Origin of the sequence: Verrucomicrobium sp. BvORR106 (genome assembly GCF_000739655.1) — a bacterium.
Taxonomy (GTDB): domain Bacteria; phylum Verrucomicrobiota; class Verrucomicrobiia; order Verrucomicrobiales; family Verrucomicrobiaceae; genus Verrucomicrobium.
Genome location: NZ_BATR01000002.1, coordinates 1 through 17011, shown reverse-complemented (window position 1 = coordinate 17011; position 17011 = coordinate 1). Strand labels below are relative to the sequence as shown.

17 protein-coding genes are annotated in these 17011 nt (G+C 60.7%); 14 read left to right on the top strand and 3 right to left on the bottom strand.

Annotation, left to right across the window (positions count from 1 at the left end; translation table 11 throughout):
• Nucleotides 1-134 precede the first annotated feature (134 nt).
• Nucleotides 135-608, top strand: a complete 474-nt coding sequence (locus BV106_RS00105; protein WP_038158580.1) for a DUF2127 domain-containing protein — start codon at nt 135-137, stop codon at nt 606-608.
• Nucleotides 609-1446: 838 nt separating this feature from the next.
• Here the strand turns inward: BV106_RS00105 and BV106_RS00100 are convergent.
• Nucleotides 1447-1728, bottom strand: a complete 282-nt coding sequence (locus tag BV106_RS00100) for a hypothetical protein (RefSeq protein WP_038158578.1) — start codon at nt 1726-1728, stop codon at nt 1447-1449.
• A gap of 197 nt (nt 1729-1925) precedes the next feature.
• Between BV106_RS00100 and BV106_RS00095 the strand changes: the two genes are divergently transcribed.
• The gene (locus BV106_RS00095) at nt 1926-2408 is read left to right on the top strand and encodes a hypothetical protein (RefSeq protein WP_038158577.1); all 483 of its coding nucleotides are present in this window, start codon (nt 1926-1928) and stop codon (nt 2406-2408) included.
• 63 nt (nt 2409-2471) lie between these two features.
• Nucleotides 2472-3131 carry a DUF4291 domain-containing protein gene (locus BV106_RS00090; protein WP_038158575.1) on the top strand — a complete coding sequence of 220 codons (660 nt, stop codon included), beginning with the start codon at nt 2472-2474 and terminating at the stop codon, nt 3129-3131.
• 155 nt (nt 3132-3286) lie between these two features.
• On the opposite strand, the gene BV106_RS00085 is transcribed toward BV106_RS00090, so the two are convergent.
• The gene (locus BV106_RS00085; protein ID WP_265595161.1) at nt 3287-3502 is read right to left on the bottom strand and encodes a hypothetical protein; all 216 of its coding nucleotides are present in this window, start codon (nt 3500-3502) and stop codon (nt 3287-3289) included.
• Nucleotides 3503-3974: 472 nt separating this feature from the next.
• Between BV106_RS00085 and BV106_RS00080 the strand changes: the two genes are divergently transcribed.
• The 8 genes from BV106_RS00080 to BV106_RS00040 all read left to right on the top strand — a co-directional run bounded on the left by BV106_RS00080 (nt 3975) and on the right by BV106_RS00040 (nt 9453).
• Nucleotides 3975-4637, top strand: a complete 663-nt coding sequence (locus BV106_RS00080) for a hypothetical protein (RefSeq protein WP_038158569.1) — start codon at nt 3975-3977, stop codon at nt 4635-4637.
• Nucleotides 4638-5211: 574 nt separating this feature from the next.
• Nucleotides 5212-5556 (top strand): hypothetical protein, encoded by a 345-nt coding sequence (locus BV106_RS00075; protein WP_038158567.1) that lies wholly within the window; start codon nt 5212-5214, stop codon nt 5554-5556.
• Nucleotides 5557-5696: 140 nt separating this feature from the next.
• A complete protein-coding gene (locus BV106_RS00070) occupies nt 5697-6254 on the top strand; it encodes a sugar O-acetyltransferase (RefSeq protein ID WP_038158565.1) in 558 nt (185 codons plus the stop codon).
• 18 nt (nt 6255-6272) lie between these two features.
• Nucleotides 6273-6518: a hypothetical protein gene (locus tag BV106_RS00065; protein WP_038158564.1), complete on the top strand. Its 246-nt coding sequence runs from the start codon at nt 6273-6275 to the stop codon at nt 6516-6518.
• A gap of 750 nt (nt 6519-7268) precedes the next feature.
• Nucleotides 7269-7676 (top strand): SMI1/KNR4 family protein, encoded by a 408-nt coding sequence (locus BV106_RS00055; protein ID WP_038158562.1) that lies wholly within the window; start codon nt 7269-7271, stop codon nt 7674-7676.
• Between the two features lie 164 nt (nt 7677-7840).
• Entirely contained in the window at nt 7841-8221 is a 381-nt protein-coding gene (locus tag BV106_RS00050) for a ribonuclease E inhibitor RraB (RefSeq protein WP_265595160.1), read from the top strand.
• A gap of 173 nt (nt 8222-8394) precedes the next feature.
• On the top strand, nt 8395-9006 hold the full coding sequence (locus BV106_RS00045) for a hypothetical protein (RefSeq protein ID WP_038158559.1): 612 nt from the start codon (nt 8395-8397) through the stop codon (nt 9004-9006).
• Nucleotides 9007-9027: 21 nt separating this feature from the next.
• A complete protein-coding gene (locus BV106_RS00040; RefSeq protein ID WP_038158558.1) occupies nt 9028-9453 on the top strand; it encodes a hypothetical protein in 426 nt (141 codons plus the stop codon).
• Nucleotides 9454-9784: 331 nt separating this feature from the next.
• On the opposite strand, the gene BV106_RS00035 is transcribed toward BV106_RS00040, so the two are convergent.
• Entirely contained in the window at nt 9785-12469 is a 2685-nt protein-coding gene (locus tag BV106_RS00035) for a DUF6797 domain-containing protein (protein WP_038158557.1), read from the bottom strand.
• A gap of 347 nt (nt 12470-12816) precedes the next feature.
• On the opposite strand from BV106_RS00035, the gene purN reads away from it, so the two are divergent.
• The 3 genes from purN (at nt 12817) to BV106_RS00015 (ending at nt 16709) form a co-directional block, all read left to right on the top strand.
• Nucleotides 12817-14010 (top strand): phosphoribosylglycinamide formyltransferase, encoded by a 1194-nt coding sequence (gene purN, locus BV106_RS37880; RefSeq protein ID WP_265595159.1) that lies wholly within the window; start codon nt 12817-12819, stop codon nt 14008-14010.
• Between the two features lie 148 nt (nt 14011-14158).
• A complete protein-coding gene (locus tag BV106_RS00020) occupies nt 14159-16156 on the top strand; it encodes a UvrD-helicase domain-containing protein (RefSeq protein WP_038158555.1) in 1998 nt (665 codons plus the stop codon).
• Nucleotides 16157-16331: 175 nt separating this feature from the next.
• A complete protein-coding gene (locus tag BV106_RS00015) occupies nt 16332-16709 on the top strand; it encodes an iron-sulfur cluster assembly accessory protein (protein ID WP_038158554.1) in 378 nt (125 codons plus the stop codon).
• Nucleotides 16710-17011: the final 302 nt, after the last annotated feature.

Sequence of the window (17011 nt, the reverse complement as noted above, 5' to 3'; positions counted from 1 at the left end):
CCCACGGCCCGATGAGCCGACTCGCGCCGTTTAACCTGAAGCGTGCGGCGCGGCACTCCTGCCTTGCGGAGCGGCCAACGCTGTGCTTGTAGTCGGGAGTTGTCGTCTAATCCCTCCCCTTTGCCGTTCAGACCGTGAGCCGTGCCATCAAAATCGTCGCTGCCATCGAGGCCTGCAAAGGCCTCGTGGTGCTGCTGGCGGCAACGGCAGTTCTGACCTTGGTGCACCGGGATCTGCATGCCCTGGCGCTTTCCCTGGTGGAGCATCTGCACCTGAACCCGGCGTCCAAGTACCCGCAGATCTTTGTCCTGGCGGCGGATGATCTCAACAATACCCGGCTGATGCTGCTGGCCGCAGGCGCGGTGGGATACTCGGCGCTGCGCTTTGTGGAGGCCTTCGGCCTGCTGCGTGAGAAAGCTTGGGCGGAGGTCCTGGCGGCAGGGAGCGGGGTGATCTATGTGCCGTTCGAAGTTTTGGCTATTGTGAGAGAGCCATCGGCTTTTCACTGGGGGCTGCTGGTAGTGAACCTCGTGGTCGTGGCGGTGATGGTGCATGCGCTGATGCGGCGGGGGAGGACGTCAGGGGGTGAGGGGAGGAGTGCGGTTTAACCACAGAGGCGCAGAGAACGCAGAGGGGGAGGGTGGAGTGGTGGAGTGGTGGAGTGGTGGAGTGGTGGAGTGGTGGAGTGGTGGAGTGGTGGAGTGGTGGAGTGGTGGAGTGGTGGAGTGGTGGAGTGGTGGAGTGGTGGAGTGGTGGAGTGGTGGAGTGGTGGAGTGGTGGAGGAATGGGTGATGTTATCTCATGAACCCTGAGGGTTCGCCATGAGTAGCCATGGGTCGGCCGAGCGGAGCGAGGACTACCCATGGTGTATGGTGAGGGGGGTTCTACCGCGGAGCGGTAGGCCAGTGCGGCCAAGTGGTGGTTGGCAGTGTCTCGGAAATGGCGTCAGGGGCTTGCCATGCGATGGGCCTACCGCTGCGCGGTAGATCGGCAGTCGGGCGTGGTCCAGTGAGCACGGAAGGCGTACGTTGCGACATCTTGTTGGATCGAGGACGGTGGGTTTCGCTGGAAGAGTTAAGGTTTCAGGAAGTCACAAGGTGTGGCGAAAGCGGCGGTTCCCGCGCGCACTCCAAAGATGCTTCGCATCCAGGGGGCGTGAGTTCTTGGGAGTAAGAGTAACTACTCGGCCTCCGATGTCAGAGGCCTGAGGTGTGAGCTTGAGCCATGAAGGGTACAACACCTGGTCCCGCTTGCGGGACTATAATTGCGTGCGGGAACCGCCGCTTTGGTGGAGCTTGTGAGCATCACAAGACGGAGGAGAGGAGCAGGGGGATTGCGTGGGAAAATGAATCCACCCCGGGTCCTGCCCCATCGCTTTTGCACGCCGCTCGAAGGGGGACATTGCGAGCGGTTTTGTCTCGCCGCGTTGTTGAGTATATCTTAACATCAGCGCATTCGACGAATTGTGAAGAAGATCATCACAGTTGGGTTCCGAGGTTGGTGCTCTGCGGCAGGGTGCCTCTTGCCGATTTGGCCGCTGATCGTGATGCCTGTGATCTTGGTGTATTCCGTTCGCTGCCACCAACCGTGGATCGGCATGGTGTTGTTTGTCGGCATGGCACTCGCCCACCGTTGGTGGTGGACTTGCATTTTCGGCTTGGTTAACGCGTCGGCGATAATTGGAGGATTTTTGGGATGCTTGGTGGCTCTGCTGAGGATGTTGGCCAAATGACTTTCCTGGATGCTCGGGCCGGAATTCCAATCCTAGCACTGAAAAAATGCAGGCAAGAGAGCCATTGATTTCTTCTGGATTCTTGCGGAGCGTCGATGGGTTCGGCCAACTTCAACTCATCCCCCCGTCCGTTCGACGCTCCCCTTGCCCCTGCGGTTCGCTTGGGTGGGTCGACGGGCAAAAAAACTGGAACATGAAGACGCTCGTTTCCCCCCTCATCCTGGCGCTGATGACCTCAGTCGCACTCGCCGACATGCCTGTGGTCTTCCCGGACAACAAGAAGTTTGCGGAGGGGGATGGGAGTGACTTCCTGGTGGTATCCAGCATTCCGGGTGACTTCAAGACGCCGGAGGGTGTGGTCGGAGCGATGATGTGGCTGGGCGACCAAGTTCGAAATACGGACCTCACCGCGCCCTTCTCGCCCGCCGCCTTGAAAGGGACTTCCCACTTTGAGGGCGCGCACCCTCTGGGAGCCTATTATCGTGGCGCACGCATCGACGGGGAAATGTTTGTCATCGCCTTCAGTCGCGAAGCGATGCGCTATCTGAACAACACGGTAAGCATTCAACAGGCGGTAAAGGGAGCGTTGGAGGGCACCGTCAAGAAGAACTTCCCGAAGGTCGAATCGATTGCGTACGAGATCGATGGTAAGATCCATACCGAATGGGATGCTTAGAGCCGGTGAAGAGAACAGAACTGAGTTCCATCTAGAGCATCACTTGCTCAAGTGAGAAGACAAATGCGCACCGAACGATACCAAGATCAAAAGGCCCGCTGGCCTACTTCCGGGCGGCACATCCTCGCCCAATACGACGAGAAGAACATCGTTGTTTACCAGGCTTACCGTCCATCGATCGGGCGTTACGCGGCTGAGCAACAGGTCTTCGGGGGAGAGTTCAGCTTTTCGCGCATGAGCTGGATCAAGCCGAATTTTCTCTGGATGATGTATCGGTCTGGATGGGGCACCAAGGAAGGCCAGGAGGTTGTTCTCGCGATCACCCTTCCCCGTGCCTTGTTTGATGAGATGCTGGCCGTGGCAGTGCCTTCTACGTTCACCAGTGCGCTTTACCCTGATCAGGAATCCTGGAAGAAAGCCGTGGAAGCATCGAACGTGCGTCTGCAATGGGATCCCGATCACAGTCCGACAGGGGGGGCGTTAGAGAGGCGGGCGATTCAGTTGGGATTACGGGGTGATATGCTGCGGCGATACGGCAGGGATGACGTGGTATCCATCGAGGACATCAGCGAGTTCGTTGCGGAACAGAGGGCTCTCGCGCTGAGCAAGTCCGATGATCTGATGATTCCCTCCGAGGAAGTGTACTATCCCCAACGCGAGGATGCCTGGCGGAGCGTGGGTCTTCAGTCAACCAGACCGGAAGATACGTGTGGCGAGGCGTGACGGAGGGGCTGGGGCTTGCCATGCGATGGGCCTACCGCTGCGCGGTAGATCGGCAGGGGGATGTGGTCCAGTGGTAGCCCTCCGGGTTCGGGTGCGGCGATCCCTTGCGATACTGATGAACGTTAGCTTCGCTGGAGGGCTGTGGTTTTAGGAAGTCACAAGTCGTGGCGAAAGCGGCGGTTCCCTCGCGCACTCCAAAGATGCTTCGCATCCAGGGGGCGTGAGTTCTTGGGAGTGAGAGCATTCAATCGACCTCCGATGTTGTAGGCCTGAGGTGTGGCCGGAGTCACAAAGGAAATAACACCTGGCGACGAAGTCGCTTTGGGAGTGCGCGCGGGAACCGCCGCTTTGGTGGAGCTTGTGAGTTTCATGGAATGGAGCAGGGGAGCAGGTTGGGGAAGGTTGATCGAGCTCGCTTTGCTGCCATCACCTGCCACGGGTGGTCAATCGCGTTACTCCTGACAATCGAATGCCGATCCCGCCATTGTGCATGCGCGTCACTTTAACAGGGCGGCGGGCAACTTGTTGCACAGCTGAGCAAGGCCGGACGCCCACAAGGAGCGGCGGTTTGTGCTTGCACAACTGCCGAGGGAAAACGGAGTGCTTGATCGCCAAACAGCCACCACCTGATGTGGTATTGCCGCTGCCTTCTTACTTGGAAGCATGCTGCCTCCGGCAACCACCGGCGGTTGTGCAAGCACAAACCGCCGCTCCTTGAATCGGCGAATGGGCTCATTATACGTTTAACCTGACGCGGGAGGGGGCAGCCCCGCGCAGTCAGTTCGGCCTCGCGTAAAACTCGCTTGAGTGCTAGGGTCGTCCAAAGAAAAATCCTGCACGCCCATGGGACTGAGTATCGAAGTCGGAATAGTCACAGATTTGCTTGAGCACGACGAGGAAGGTGCGGAGTACTTTGTGGAGCAGTTCTCCACATTGAGCCGCTACCTCGCCACCGTGGGCTTGAGGCCGCATGTGGACCCTGAGGATGTTGAGGTCTGGTCCTGTGACATGTACGGCTATTCCGGCCTGCACTATCTGCGGAGGTTTGCGGCACATGTTCACTATGGCTTGAAGCTTCCGTCACCGGGCGACGATCATGCTTCCAAGGACCCCATGCTGGCACGCTATTATGCGGACTTTGATCGCCGGGCTGCCAACGGGACACCTGGCAGTTTTGATCACCTGATCCTTCACAGCGATGCGGAGGGGTATTACCTGCCGCAAGATTTTGAAGCCGTCCTGATTCCTGGGGCGGACTTTCCCGTTGCCGGGGGCATGGTTGGCTCGTCCCATCGGTTGCTGGAGGAGACGCTGAGGCTGGCAACACTCTTGGAGCTGCCGCTTGATCTGGATCCAGAAGATGATCGCGTTTTCATGGCGGCCGATTCGCAGGGCACCGGGGCTACACTCTGGGAGCGATACGGCAGAGAGTCATTTTCCTGTTTACGACTCCACCACGCTGCCGGCCATTCTATTGCCACTGGGGCAGCCATCGTATTCACTTGAATGTCAAACGACGAACAAGTGGGAGGAGCTTCGCCTTGAGGCTTGATGCTTGATATCGTGGGTTTTCCAAGAGCTACGCGTCATCCGTTCCGGCGTCCCTCCGGGACGCGGAATGGGTTGAGGGCATGAAATCCGGTGGTTGTCACCACCGGCTAACGTCCGATGTCCCTCCGGGACGGAAGGGTACGAGGATCAAAAGTGACACCGGCTTCCAGCCGGTGCGTGGTACCGGCGTCTCGCCGGTTCAGGGGGGACCAGGACTGGCATAGGTGTCATCGGGATGAATGTGAAATCAAGAACATGATCTTTTCCGTGGACCGGTGGACGGACTTGATGCCAACCTATTGTCACGACGAGAACCCAATCCACGACAACTGGTAAAGATCTTGAAACGCCTTGCTGAGAGCCTGCGGCCGAGCAGGTATGTCAGCCTTCGATTTCCCCTGAAGGTCCTGTGGCCTCTCCGTGCCGCCGGGTGGCACAAGGGCCGGAAGTGGTCCCCCGAGCTTCTCGAAGCCTTCGTGGCAAAATTTGACAGGGCCTTTCCGCCCGCTGTCGTCAGCGTGTCGTCAGCGTGTCGTCGGAGTTTGGCGGGCTGGACGTAGGCGACAGTCGGCTGATTTCATTTGGCTACATTGAGGACCGCCTGTGCTGCTCTTTCACGGTGCTGGAGGAGCTTGTTGGGGAGCCGCTCTTCCCCATCGGCAGCACGAACATCTTTGAAGACGATGGCCTTGGAGTGCTGATGGATGAATCGGGGCAGGTGTATGTCGATGGAGCTACCGGGTTCGATCCGCCGCGCGACTACCGCCTTGATCTGATCGAGACGGACATCGACCGTTTCCTTAGTCGCATCTTTTCATCCGGTCGCACCCAGGAGCTCCAATCGTGGTACTACAGTCTGCCCGATGGAGAGTGAATCCGCACTTGGAAAATCAAGGGTGCGTTGCTACGGCTGGCAACCCTGCGGGCTGGCTGCGGCCTCTACGGGCTGAATTTGCCTGCGCTTTCGGACACCCCCTGTATCGTGCTGGGCTGACACACGCGATCTATTCTGCTATGAAAACGGAGAAGGAAAAGATGCTGGCGGGAGAGTTGTACGATGCCCTGGATCCTGAGCTTTCCCGGGAACGGGAACGCTGTCGGGATCTCTTCAAGCGCTTCAATGATTCACGGGAGGATGAACCGGGGGATCGACGGCTTCTTCTTGATGCGTTGCTCGGCTATCCGAACGATGCGTGGATCCAGCCGCCCTTTTACTGCGACTACGGCTACAACATCGTGCTGGGCAGCAAGGTGTTCTTCAACTTCAACTGCGTGGTGCTGGATGTGATGCCGGTGACCATCGGTAGCAATGTGCTCTTTGGGCCAGCGGTGCAGATCTATACTGCGACGCATCCGCTCAGTGCCATGGAACGCCGCACCTGGCGGGAGTCGGCGAAACCGGTGACCATTGGCTCAGACGTCTGGGTGGGAGGGGGTGCCATCATTTGCCCGGGCGTGACGATTGGCGACCGCACAGTGATCGGTGCCGGGAGTGTGGTCACCAAGTCCATTCCCGCGGATGTCGTCGCTGCGGGCAATCCGTGCCGGGTGATTCGACGGTTGACGGAGTAACTGGGGCACATCCTAAGTATGAATGTAATCGGCGCAGCTTCTGCATCCATCGTCCTTTTTGGGGTGGTGGCGGTTCCCTCGATCTTTCTCATCGTGCCCGCGTGGATCACGCTCTTCCCACCTTCTTATGGAAAGCCTGATTGGCCTGAAATCATCCCTGGCATGGTCTTGGGGACAGGGATCGGAATTTACGCCGGGATTCGTTTTTTTCGATGGTTGGGATCGATCTGGGACGTGGAGCCGGTGAATAAGAAGCCAAGCTGAACAGGGCGTGGCATGGCTAGATCAGGTGCTGTGGAGCCCTGTGATGCGTTCGTAACCTTTTGTGCTCGCAGGTGGGCGGACTGGAATCTAACTTGCACCCAAAACCACTCATGAAGATCCCACCCCGACGAGACGGTCCACCCAAGAACCTCGCGCAGTCTGGTGAGTCGCCGGTTCAGTTCGTGAATGCCTGGGTGATACGTGGCAGAGTGATCTCGTGCTCCCGGTGCCACGGAGTTACATTCTTCAAAAAGAAGATCATGATGAACACCAGGGGGCTCACCTTTCTGGAGATGGAATGGCTCAATGAAGAAGCCTCGGTTCTGATTTGCGACAACTGCACCCGCATCGAATGGTTTGCCGAGGAGCCACATCAAGAGCCCGTCCCTGCGACGTCCCTGTTACCCCTACAAGACTAGTCCACGCACTCATGCAAAAGGCCGAACGTTTCACCATCCGGCACACTGGGACCGTTCGTGACCCATTCGGTGCTTATGAATACGATATCTTGGATGGAGCTGTCGTGATTGCCTGCTACTGGCACGACTATCGAGGTGAGGACCACGGCATCCGTTTCGCAGACGGCTCTGATGAAGTCTTGCCTGGGCGGAGAAGCGACTTTGTCAAGGGTGGTGGTCCCAAGCCGTTGACGTTGTCCGCAGCTGCCGTCAAATGGCTCGTTGAGCGATCCTCACGGTGGTTAAATCGGAAACCGTGCGAACGTTGAACTCGCTCCAACTGCCACCCGCCATGAAGGTCGTTGCAAGTTTGTTTCCACCTGGTGCGAACCAGGATGTCATCAGGGCGGTCCGGGCTGCGCTTCCGGCTGCGGTGCCCGACGACTACTTCGAGTTCCTGGCTCGATCTGATGGGGGCGAGGTGGGATTTGACGAGGATGATCCGGCTTGGTTCGACTGCATTCAACTCTACCCTTCCTCCGAGATGTTGAGTTTGAGGTCGGTGTTTGAGGAACTGTGGCCGACGTTCGTCGTCATTGGATCCGATGGTGGCACGCAGCATCTGGCCTATGACATGGCGGCGGGAGAGCCCTGGCCGTTGGTGATGCACCTTCCTGGATCCGGATCCACCCGGGTCGCAGCCACGATGATGGAGCTGGCGGAGCGTTATTTCCGACCGGTTGGGGAGGTGATTGCGTAACGGTGGTGGGTGACGCGATGGGCCTACCGCTGCGCGGTAGTGAGTGCTCGGTCGGATACCATAGGCAGTCCACGCTGCACTCGGCCGGCCTATGGCTATTCATGGTGAACCCTCCGGGTTCGGGAGCGGTTGTGCTAGGGGGAGTTGCCAGGTAATATAACATCGTGGATGTCTATTCTATGGAGCAATTCCCTGACGACGCTGACGGAGCAGTTCTCAAACGACTTAAAGCCAGGGGGATAGATCTTTCACTTCCCCTTGTGATTGAGTTTGATGCCTATGCGCCCGACGGGGAGGCTGCAAACAATATTCTTTCCGAATTGGAGTCACTTGGATGGAGCGCAGAGATCGATTTTGACCCTGGTGAACCAGATGAGGATGGGAAGATAGACCCAGAAGATCTGGAGTTTGGTCCATCTTGGACGGTCACCCTCAAACACACGATGGTGCCGGTCTATTCTACTTTGATCAGCATGCAACGGATCATTGATGATGTTGCCAAGAAGCATGGCGGCAGGGCTGATGGCTGGGGAGTATTGACGTAGTTTCGAAGCTGGTGTCGGCAGCTTGTGTGCCGCCCTTGACGACCGAAGGGGGATGGAATGTTGCCGTGGACTTGGGCCCGTTTGTCGTTCCGGTGTATCTTGCCTCCGGATTCGCAGATTGACCTTCCTGGAGCAACCTGATTAGCTGGAAGGAAATATTGCATCCCCGATCTATGACGTACGATGAGTGGTTGGCCTTGAGTGAATCCGAGCGGGACGTGGTGCACCATCAGCAATGGAACGTCTATGACCGTGAGGGGTACGTTATCGCGATGACGGCTGCGGTCCGGCTCGCAGAGGCATGTGGCCTGAAGGTCTCGCATCTTGAAGTTGGGACCTTTCATGGTGGGGAGTACGTACTGCACCTGGCTGTGCCTGACGACGACTGTCGGGCACTTCCTAAGCATCTCGAGCAGAGGTTCGAAGGGTTTCGGGTGGCATGGCTCCCGATCAGCCGCTTTATGATGAATTCCACGGAGGCTGGGGACATCACAGGCATCTGGCGTCATGAGGATGATGATGTGGACGTGGAGTTTGTTTTCGACGTCTCCACTGCACCTCCGGCGGTCTCAGGACATTGTTTGTCAGAAGGGGAGCCGTTGTTGATCTCGAATGTGGCCGGCAACGACACGGTCTTGCTGTTCTCTTCCACTGTTCCGTCGACGGACCATTTTGCCCGCCATATGTTCCGCCTGGTTGACGCAGACACCTGTGCGCAGGAGATCACCCTGACGGAGACATGGAAGCGGGTGGCGGCTGATCCGGACGGAGATTGCTGTAGTTGATCCCGAGTCGTCGAAGTTCGTATGAAGCAGCTTTCCCGATTCAAAGCCGTGTTTCTGGCTCTCTTGATTGGGCTCTTCGTGGTTCCCATCTTGTTTGAGAGCGTTCTTGGCTGGTATGCGATGCCCATTACTGGATGGCAGCGTCCATTGTGGGGGCTGCTATTCCTCGGCTCATCCCTGATGTTGCTGGTGCTGCCGTTGGTGTCTGGGGTCCTCGCGCGTCGCATCTCGGGTCTCGACATCGCGTGTGTCGCGGCGGTGGTCGTGGCTTGGGTGGCCTATCCGGCGGGCATTCGCACCTACTGCGAGATGGCCAGTCGGAATCGTCCCGACACATGGCACTGGCAGAAGGACGACGGCCTCTACTACTTCGTGGACAAGCAGCATCCTGACGCGTTCTCCGGGCTGATAGAGGTCTATCCACCCCACTTCTCGCTTCCGGAGTGAAGCAGACTGGTGTCGGAGGGGCGCACGTTGAATGACGTCGGGCCTTCAGTCCTCAGATTTTATTTTGAACTGTCAGTCCCAGGGCGTTGCCCTGGGCTGGTATGAGGCCGGGCCGTTGGCCCTCATGAAAGGGGGGAGAGGTTCGTAGTTCCTGGTTGGGCGGGCGCGGTGGGGGTGGCGATGCTGGTGGGTGGGCAGGTCGCGGTGCGAGGAAAGTGGCGCGAGCCGTCTAAAGACGGTACTCCAACCCTGGCGCGAGCCTTGGTGGAGGTTTTTCACGATTTCCCGCCCTGCTCATGTGACTTCCCGGAGAACTCCAACTCGCACCCGCCTACAAGCTCCGGATGTACAGGATCAACGACTCGATCTGGGCATCCGTGAGAACGCCTTTGTAGCTGGCCATGCCGGGGAGGTAGCCTTTGACGATCTTGCGCTGGGGGTTGAGGATGGAGTCGCGGAGGTAAAACTCGTTGGCGGACTCCTGGGAGCCGTCGGCGAATTCGCGCTCGATGCCGAAGAGGCCTTTCCAGGTGGGACCGGTCTTGCCTTCCTTGGTGCCATCGACGGAGTGGCAGGCGATGCAGCCGAGGGTGGTGCTGAGGACCTTGCCCAAGGCCTCGGTGGGGAGGCCTTCGATCTGCGGGCGGGAGACGATGTCGGTCTTGGTGAGGTCGACGCTGGGGAAGCCGCTCTGGGCGAGGTTCACGGCGTGGGGCTGGTGGATGGTGAAGTAGGTCACGCCTTCTGCGGGGGTGCCGTTTTCGAGCTTGAAGGTGTGCCGCACCTCGAGCTGCATGACGGGGCCGAGCCCGGGCAGGTGGATGAAGACAGAGCGGCGGTCCTTGGAAACAACGGCCTGGGAGACGCCGACGGGGTCCATGCCGGCGGTGCCGTCTTTGCGATAGCGGCCGCTGCCGTAGGCCTTGGAGCGGAGGTAGTTCCAGGACTGGGCGGTGACCTGCTCAGCGCGCACGCTGTCGGCCTGGAGCGGGGATGCGAAGTTCAGGATCACGCCATCGGCGCACGATTTGGCAGAGATGGGGCTGGCGACGGGATCGCCGCTGAGGCGGAGGCGGCCGAGGGCCTGGAGCTGGGGGGCGCGGGAGTCGTAAATTTGAAAGCCGGCGAGCCAGGTGGCGGCGCCGTCGGGCTGGAGGCGGCCCTGCAGGATGGGGATCTTGGTATCGATGCCGAGGGGGATGAAGGCACCCTGGGGCACGGGGGCATCGAGATCGGGGCTGATGAGGAAAAGGCCGCCGTTGCCGTAGGAGAGGTGCAGGAGCTGACCGGCGAGGGGGCCGAACTTGTTTCCTGTAAGCCAGACCTGGGAGGCGCAGGAGTTGTCCTCGGTGTGGGGGATCCAGACGAGGGGCGAGGTGAGCTTGGCGGGCTTCTCTTCATTGAAGCCGAAGTGATCGGCGGGGCGGATGAGGTAGCTGACGGAGGAGGGGATGAAGGTGCCCTGCTGATCGGTGCCGGTGATGAGGCCGGTCTGCGGGTGCACGGTGACGTAGGGCTCCCGCGCGCCGGTGGAGATGATGTCTGCGGTGCGGCCGTCCGGGCTGATGCGGGCGACGCTGCCGAGGAAGGAGGTGCCGCCGCCGCCCATGGGGATGCCGCCCTGGGAGATATAGGTGGCACCATCGGGGCCGAGGTCCATGTCCAGCGGGAAGGAGCGGGAGGACTGGCTCTGGCGCATGGCGTCGCTGAAGTTCTCATACCAGTCGGCCTCGCCGTTATGGTCTCGATCCCGCAGGCGCACGAGGCCGTTCTTGGTGGCGACCTGCACCACGCCGTCCTCCACGATGGCGAGGGCGAGGGATTCATGCAGGCCGGAGGCGAAGCGGTGCCAGGTGACGCGCTCGAGGCCGGGCGACTGGACGCCCTCGGCGAGCCACACGTCCCCGTCATAGGTGAGCACGGCGGCGCGGTCGGGTGCGAGGAAACCAATGTCCGCGGCGCGCACACGGCGTTTCCAGGGGTTCGTCTCCGGCAGGGCCAGGAGGTCGAGGGCGAGGCCGTTGGCCTTGACGCTGCTGGTGGTGCCGGCGGTGGTGATGGCTTCGGGCCAGCGGCGGGATTTTCCCGGTGTGGGGACGGGCGGGGTCGCGCCGATCTGGCCGGCCAGGGAGGTGGCGTCTGCGGCCTCGGGCGCGAGCGCGATGGTGAAGCGGTGCTCCTTCCCGCCTGGGGCGGGGATGTAGGTGGCGGTGAGCTCGCCGTTCTGCGCCGCGAGCTTCAGGGCATCCGAATTGGTGGCGACGGCAAGCTGCCCGCCCTCCGGGGTGGGGCTGGTGGCGAGGCGGGTAGTAGGAGCCAACCAGGCGGCAGGGCCGATGGCGAAATGCAGGGGCTGGGCGGTGGTCTGCTTCCCGGGCTCGATGGCGAAGTGACGCAGAATGACGGTCTGACCGGCGAGGGTGCTCACCTCATGCCACTCCCGCACCTGAGTCTGACCCACGCGGTAGTGCAGCACGGCGGTGGTGCCGCAATCCTCGATGCCCAGGAAGCGGCCGTGGGCATCCGGCAGAGGGCCGCGGCCCAGATCGCTGGTGGCATTAGGCTTGCGGGGATCGGTCTTCAGGGCCTCTGCCGTGGTGGCAATGCCGGGCTTGAGCGCGGTGGGGAAGGAGATGGTGCCGGTGGGCTTGGAGTGCTGGGCGCCGGCCTTGTCATGCGGCCGGGCGTAGGAGATCTGCGCCATGTTCATCTGGGTCACCAGCGGCTGGTTCTGCGGCGCGGTCCAGATGCCGGCGATGCGGAGCAGGTCCTGATCAAACGCGACCACGATGCCCTCCGCGAGTGGCAGCACGAGGCCGCGCACGGCGAAGTTCTGCGCCAGCGGCCCGCCGGGCACGGTGAGGTCCACCTTGGTCTGGTAGAAGGGGAAACCGGGCTCGAAGAAAGGGTCGGGCTTGGGCTTCAGCTCCGCTGCCCGCATGACGGGAGCTGCCGCGAGGAGCAGCGTGACGAGGAGGCGGGTGGGGGCTGTGGCTTTCACGTTCACTTTCATCATGACAAGACATGTCCCGGGGTAGGGAGTGGTGAGGAGAAAGCTTTACGGGGGAAATTGCGAGGTTCTTAGTGCATGCTGGGAAGATGGAGTGATGGATCTGGTGGCGAAGAGTTTCATGGAACCTGGTGGGCTTGAGACGAAGGCATGATGAATTCCGGGGGGAGGTCGTGTGGCGGGTGTGGTAGTTGGCAAGGGCAAGTCTAGACGGCGCCGCACTGGCCCTCTCGGGCGGGTTTACCGGGCTGCCGGATTACTGAACGACCGAAGCTTGAACTCGCCCCATCCTGCGGCAGTATAGCGGCCCCCAATTTCCTTCCACCCTGGACCCACCGCTGCCACCGCCACCCATGACCGATCCCTTGCAAGACTTCGAACCCGAAACCTGGCTCTGTACGGTGGATCAGGTGAGGGAGTTCCGGGCTCAGCTTGAGGCACTTGGGCAGAAGCTGGTGTTCACGAACGGGTGCTTCGACCTGCTGCACGCGGGCCACGTGCGCTACCTGCGCCAGGCGCGCGCGCTGGGGGATGCCCTGGTGGTGGCGCTGAATTCTGACTCTTCGGTGCGGGAGCTGAAGGGGCCGAGCCGGCCGGTGAACACGGAGGAGGATCGCGCGGAGATCCTGATGGGGCTGGAGAGTGTGAACGCGGTGGTGAAGTTCGACGATCCCCGCGTGACGAAGCTGATCGAGGCGATCGCCCCGCATGTGTACGCCAAAGGCGGTGACTACACGGTGGAAACGCTGAATCCTGAGGAGAAAGCGGCGCTGGACAAGGTGGGTGCGGACATCCAGATCCTGCCGCTGGTGCCAGGCCGCTCCACCACGGCGACGCTGAAGCGCGCGAAAGAAGGGGAGCTGGCAGTGGCAGCAGCCGTCCAAGGCGGTGCGCCGGCGGGAACGGTGGTGACCGGGGGCGCGGTGGCGTTGCCGGTGAATCCTGCCTCTGAGTCGGGCCCGTTGCGCATTGGCATCCTGGGCTCAGGTCACGGCAGCAATTTCGAGGCGATCCATCGCGCGATCGCTGAGGGGCACCTGGAGGCGGACATCCGCGTCGTGATCTCTGATCATGCGGAGTCGCGCATTCTCCGCAAGGCCCGGGAGGCGGGGCTGAACACGATCCACGTGGACGCGGGTGGCGCGGGCTGGAAGCTCCCGGCCAGCGCGCAGAAGGAGATTTGCGATCACCTGAAGCGGCACGACGTGCAGGTGGTGGTGCTGGCAGGCTTCATGCGCGTGCTGAAGGAGCCGCTGCTTTCAGAGTTCGCGGACCGCATTGTCAATGTGCACCCCTCCCTGCTGCCCAAGTACAAGGGCAAGGAGGCCTGGGTGCAGGCACTGGAGGAGGGCGAGCTGGAGACCGGGGCGACGGTGCACCTGGTGAATGCAGAGATTGATGGCGGCCGCATCCTCGCGCAGGGGGCGGTGCCGATCCACATCGGCGATACGGCGGATGCGGTGCTGGAGCGCATCCACACGGTGGAGCACCAGATCTATCCCCAGGTGCTGGCAGACTGGCGCAAGCTGGGCCTGCGCACGAGCTAGGGAGTGAGGAATGCGGATTGGCGCGGATCGAGCATCCAGCATGGGTGGCTTGCCCCCTGGATCCTGTTTCGAGTTTGAAGATTGAAGTTTGGTATTTGAAGTTTTTGTTCTGTCGCCCATTCTTCGCGCCCCCAATTTTTGCCCGCTCATGTCCTTCGCCTTCGACCAGCTCAATCTGCCGCAACGTGAAGCCGTCAAGACCATCCACGGCCCGGTATTGATCCTGGCTGGGGCGGGCACGGGGAAGACGCGTACGGTGACCATGCGCATCGCCCACATGGTGGATGAGGGCATCTCGCCATCGAACATCCTTTCCGTGACCTTCACGAACAAGGCGGCGAATGAAATGCGCGAGCGTGTGAAGGACATGCTTGGGCCGGCGAAGGGCAAGGACATCACACTGGGCACGTTCCACGCGTTCTGCATGAAGCTGTTGCGGGTGCATGCGGAGGCGATCGGCTACAAGACGAACTTCAGCATCTACAGCCAGAGTGAGCAGGTCAGTCTGGTGAAGAAGATCCTGGCGCGCCTCATGACCAAGGAGGAGTCGCTGGATGCGAACGTGGCGCTCAGCCGCATCAGCAAGGCCAAGAACTACGGCATCTCCCTGGGCGATGCCGCGCAGAGCCTGGATGCCGCCCTGCTGCAGCTGTACACGGATGAGTTGCGCGCGCTGAACGCGATGGACTTCGACGATCTGCTGCTGAAGGCGGTGGAGCTGCTGGAGGAGCATGAGGACGTGCGCAAGCAGGTGCAGCAGAAGCTGCGGTACGCGATGGTGGATGAGTTCCAGGATACGAACACCCTGCAGATGCGACTGCTGCGCGCGCTGGTGGCCAAGCCGTACAACATCTGCGTGGTGGGTGATGACGACCAGTCCATCTACGGCTGGCGCGGGGCGGACATCACGAACATCAACGAATTCGAGTCCTTCTTCCCCGGGGCGAAGGTCATCAAGCTGGAGGAGAACTACCGCAGTACTACGCCGATCCTCCACACGGCAAACAGCCTGATCAAGAACAACGTCGGACGCCGGCCCAAGAGCCTGTGGAGCCAGAATGCGGGCTCCAATCCCGTGCGTCTGGTCCTGGCGGAGGATGATAAGGAGGAGGCGGAGCTCATCTGTGATGAGATGCTGGAGGCCAACCGCAAGGGCGACAAGTTCGATGACATGGCGGTGCTCTTCCGCACCAATGACCAGAGCCGCATTCTGGAAAGCGAGTTCCGCAAAAAGAAGATCCCGTACCGCATCGTGGGCGCTCGGAGCTTCTTTGACCGTCGCGAGGTGAAGGACATCCTCGCCTATCTGCACGTGATGGCGAACCCGGATGACGATGTGAGCCTGCTGCGCATCCTGAACACGCCCACCCGCGGCATCGGCACCAGCACGGCGGATCTGGCGCGGGATCATTCGATCGAGAAGCGGACGAGCATCTACGCGGCGCTCAAGGATTCGGCCTTCCAGGCAAAGCTCTCCCAGCGCATGCAGTTGCTGGTGGGTAATTTCATCGATCAGATCGACCTCTTCAAGGCGCATGCGGCCCAGCCCATGGTGGAGCTGGCCCCGCTGGCGGAGAAGGTCATCGTGGAGATCGGGTATCGCGACTACTTGGGCAAGCTGGCGAAGACGCCCACGGATGTGGAGAACTGGGAGATCGGCCTGAAGATGCTCAAGCAATCCCTCACATGGTTCGATGAACGCGATAACAAGGGCAGCCTCCAGGACTTCCTGGATGAGACCAGCCTCAACGATGATCGCGAGGAGAAGGACGACATCACGAAGAAGACCGGCGTGTGCCTCATCACCATGCACGCCTCCAAGGGGCTGGAATTCCCCATCGTGTGGCTGCCAGGTCTGGAGGAGGGGATCCTGCCGCACAAGCGCTCCATCGAAGAAGGCACCAAGGATGAGGAGCGCCGCCTCTTCTACGTGGGGATCACCCGCGCCATGCGCCGCCTCACGCTGAGTCACTGCCGCTACCGGATGAAGTGGGGCCAGAAGCAGACGTGCATGCCCAGCAGTTTCCTCAAGGAGCTGGACAAGAAGCACGTCGAAATCTTCGACCATGCGGCGCACATGAAGGAAGAGCTGAGCCCGGAGGACGCGGCGGATTTCTTTGCGTCCCTGCGGAGGCAGATCTCGTGATGAACAGCAGTGAAAAGTAAAAAGTTAAGAGTGAAAAGTGAAGTGGCTGCCGGGGGCAGCAAAGGGGGGGCGGGTCAGTATGGAGCCCGACTTTTCACTTTTTACTTGCCACTTTTCACTCTGCGACTTCCCGCTGCCCGTATCCATGCTACGATAGCTTTTGTCCCCGCCTCCCATGTCCGCGCCTGCACCAGCCCCACCTACCTACAAGATCGGCAATGAAAAGCTGATCAAGATCCTGCCGAATGCCTCGGACAGGCTGCTGGGGCTGTTGAAGAAGCAGGGTCGCGCCGAGCACGGGGCGCTGCGGATTGCGGTGGTGGGCGGCGGCTGCTCAGGGTTGCAGTACAAGATGGACCTCGTGGATGGCCCGGCCAACCGCGACATCATGGTGATCTCCAGCGATGTGCGCGTGGTGATCGATCCCAAAAGCGCCCTGTTCGTCTCTGGGAGTGAGCTGGACTACAGCGACGACCTCCAGAGCGGCGGATTCAAAGTGAAGAACCCGAACGCCGTGGTGACCTGCTCGTGTGGCGAGAGTTTTGCAGCGTAGGGGCGGGCCCGCTGCGCGGGAGACACGAGATTGGAAGACACAAGATCTGAGGTCAGGGGTGGGGAGGGATTGGTGAGGCAGGCGGTTGTTGCCAGGGCATCAGCAGGGCGATGTGAGGACTCGTGTCCCCACAGGGTTCGCGCCGAGGTTGGAGTACCGCTTTCAAGCGGAAGCACACCCCGCACGTCCCATGACGTCCATCTATCCCCAGGACGCCCAAGCGATCGCCAGTCGGCCGGACGCTTTACGCGTGGGCAACTTCAGCGACAGCGCGCCTTCCGCTTGAAAGCGGTACTCCAACC

What these genes read in the sequence shown, in the direction of transcription:
- BV106_RS00040 (WP_038158558.1), top strand. Translation starts at nt 9,028, where the DNA reads ATGAAGCAGCTTTCCCGATTCAAAGCCGTGTTTCTGGCTCTCTTGATT.
- BV106_RS00070 (WP_038158565.1), top strand. Translation starts at nt 5,697, where the DNA reads ATGAAAACGGAGAAGGAAAAGATGCTGGCGGGAGAGTTGTACGATGCC.
- BV106_RS00065 (WP_038158564.1), top strand. Translation starts at nt 6,273, where the DNA reads ATGAATGTAATCGGCGCAGCTTCTGCATCCATCGTCCTTTTTGGGGTG.
- BV106_RS00020 (WP_038158555.1), top strand. Translation starts at nt 14,159, where the DNA reads ATGTCCTTCGCCTTCGACCAGCTCAATCTGCCGCAACGTGAAGCCGTC.
- purN (WP_265595159.1), top strand. Translation starts at nt 12,817, where the DNA reads ATGACCGATCCCTTGCAAGACTTCGAACCCGAAACCTGGCTCTGTACG.
- BV106_RS00015 (WP_038158554.1), top strand. Translation starts at nt 16,332, where the DNA reads ATGTCCGCGCCTGCACCAGCCCCACCTACCTACAAGATCGGCAATGAA.
- BV106_RS00055 (WP_038158562.1), top strand. Translation starts at nt 7,269, where the DNA reads ATGAAGGTCGTTGCAAGTTTGTTTCCACCTGGTGCGAACCAGGATGTC.
- BV106_RS00080 (WP_038158569.1), top strand. Translation starts at nt 3,975, where the DNA reads ATGGGACTGAGTATCGAAGTCGGAATAGTCACAGATTTGCTTGAGCAC.
- BV106_RS00095 (WP_038158577.1), top strand. Translation starts at nt 1,926, where the DNA reads ATGAAGACGCTCGTTTCCCCCCTCATCCTGGCGCTGATGACCTCAGTC.
- BV106_RS00090 (WP_038158575.1), top strand. Translation starts at nt 2,472, where the DNA reads ATGCGCACCGAACGATACCAAGATCAAAAGGCCCGCTGGCCTACTTCC.
- BV106_RS00045 (WP_038158559.1), top strand. Translation starts at nt 8,395, where the DNA reads ATGACGTACGATGAGTGGTTGGCCTTGAGTGAATCCGAGCGGGACGTG.
- BV106_RS00085 (WP_265595161.1), bottom strand. Translation starts at nt 3,502, where the DNA reads ATGAAACTCACAAGCTCCACCAAAGCGGCGGTTCCCGCGCGCACTCCC.
- BV106_RS00035 (WP_038158557.1), bottom strand. Translation starts at nt 12,469, where the DNA reads ATGATGAAAGTGAACGTGAAAGCCACAGCCCCCACCCGCCTCCTCGTC.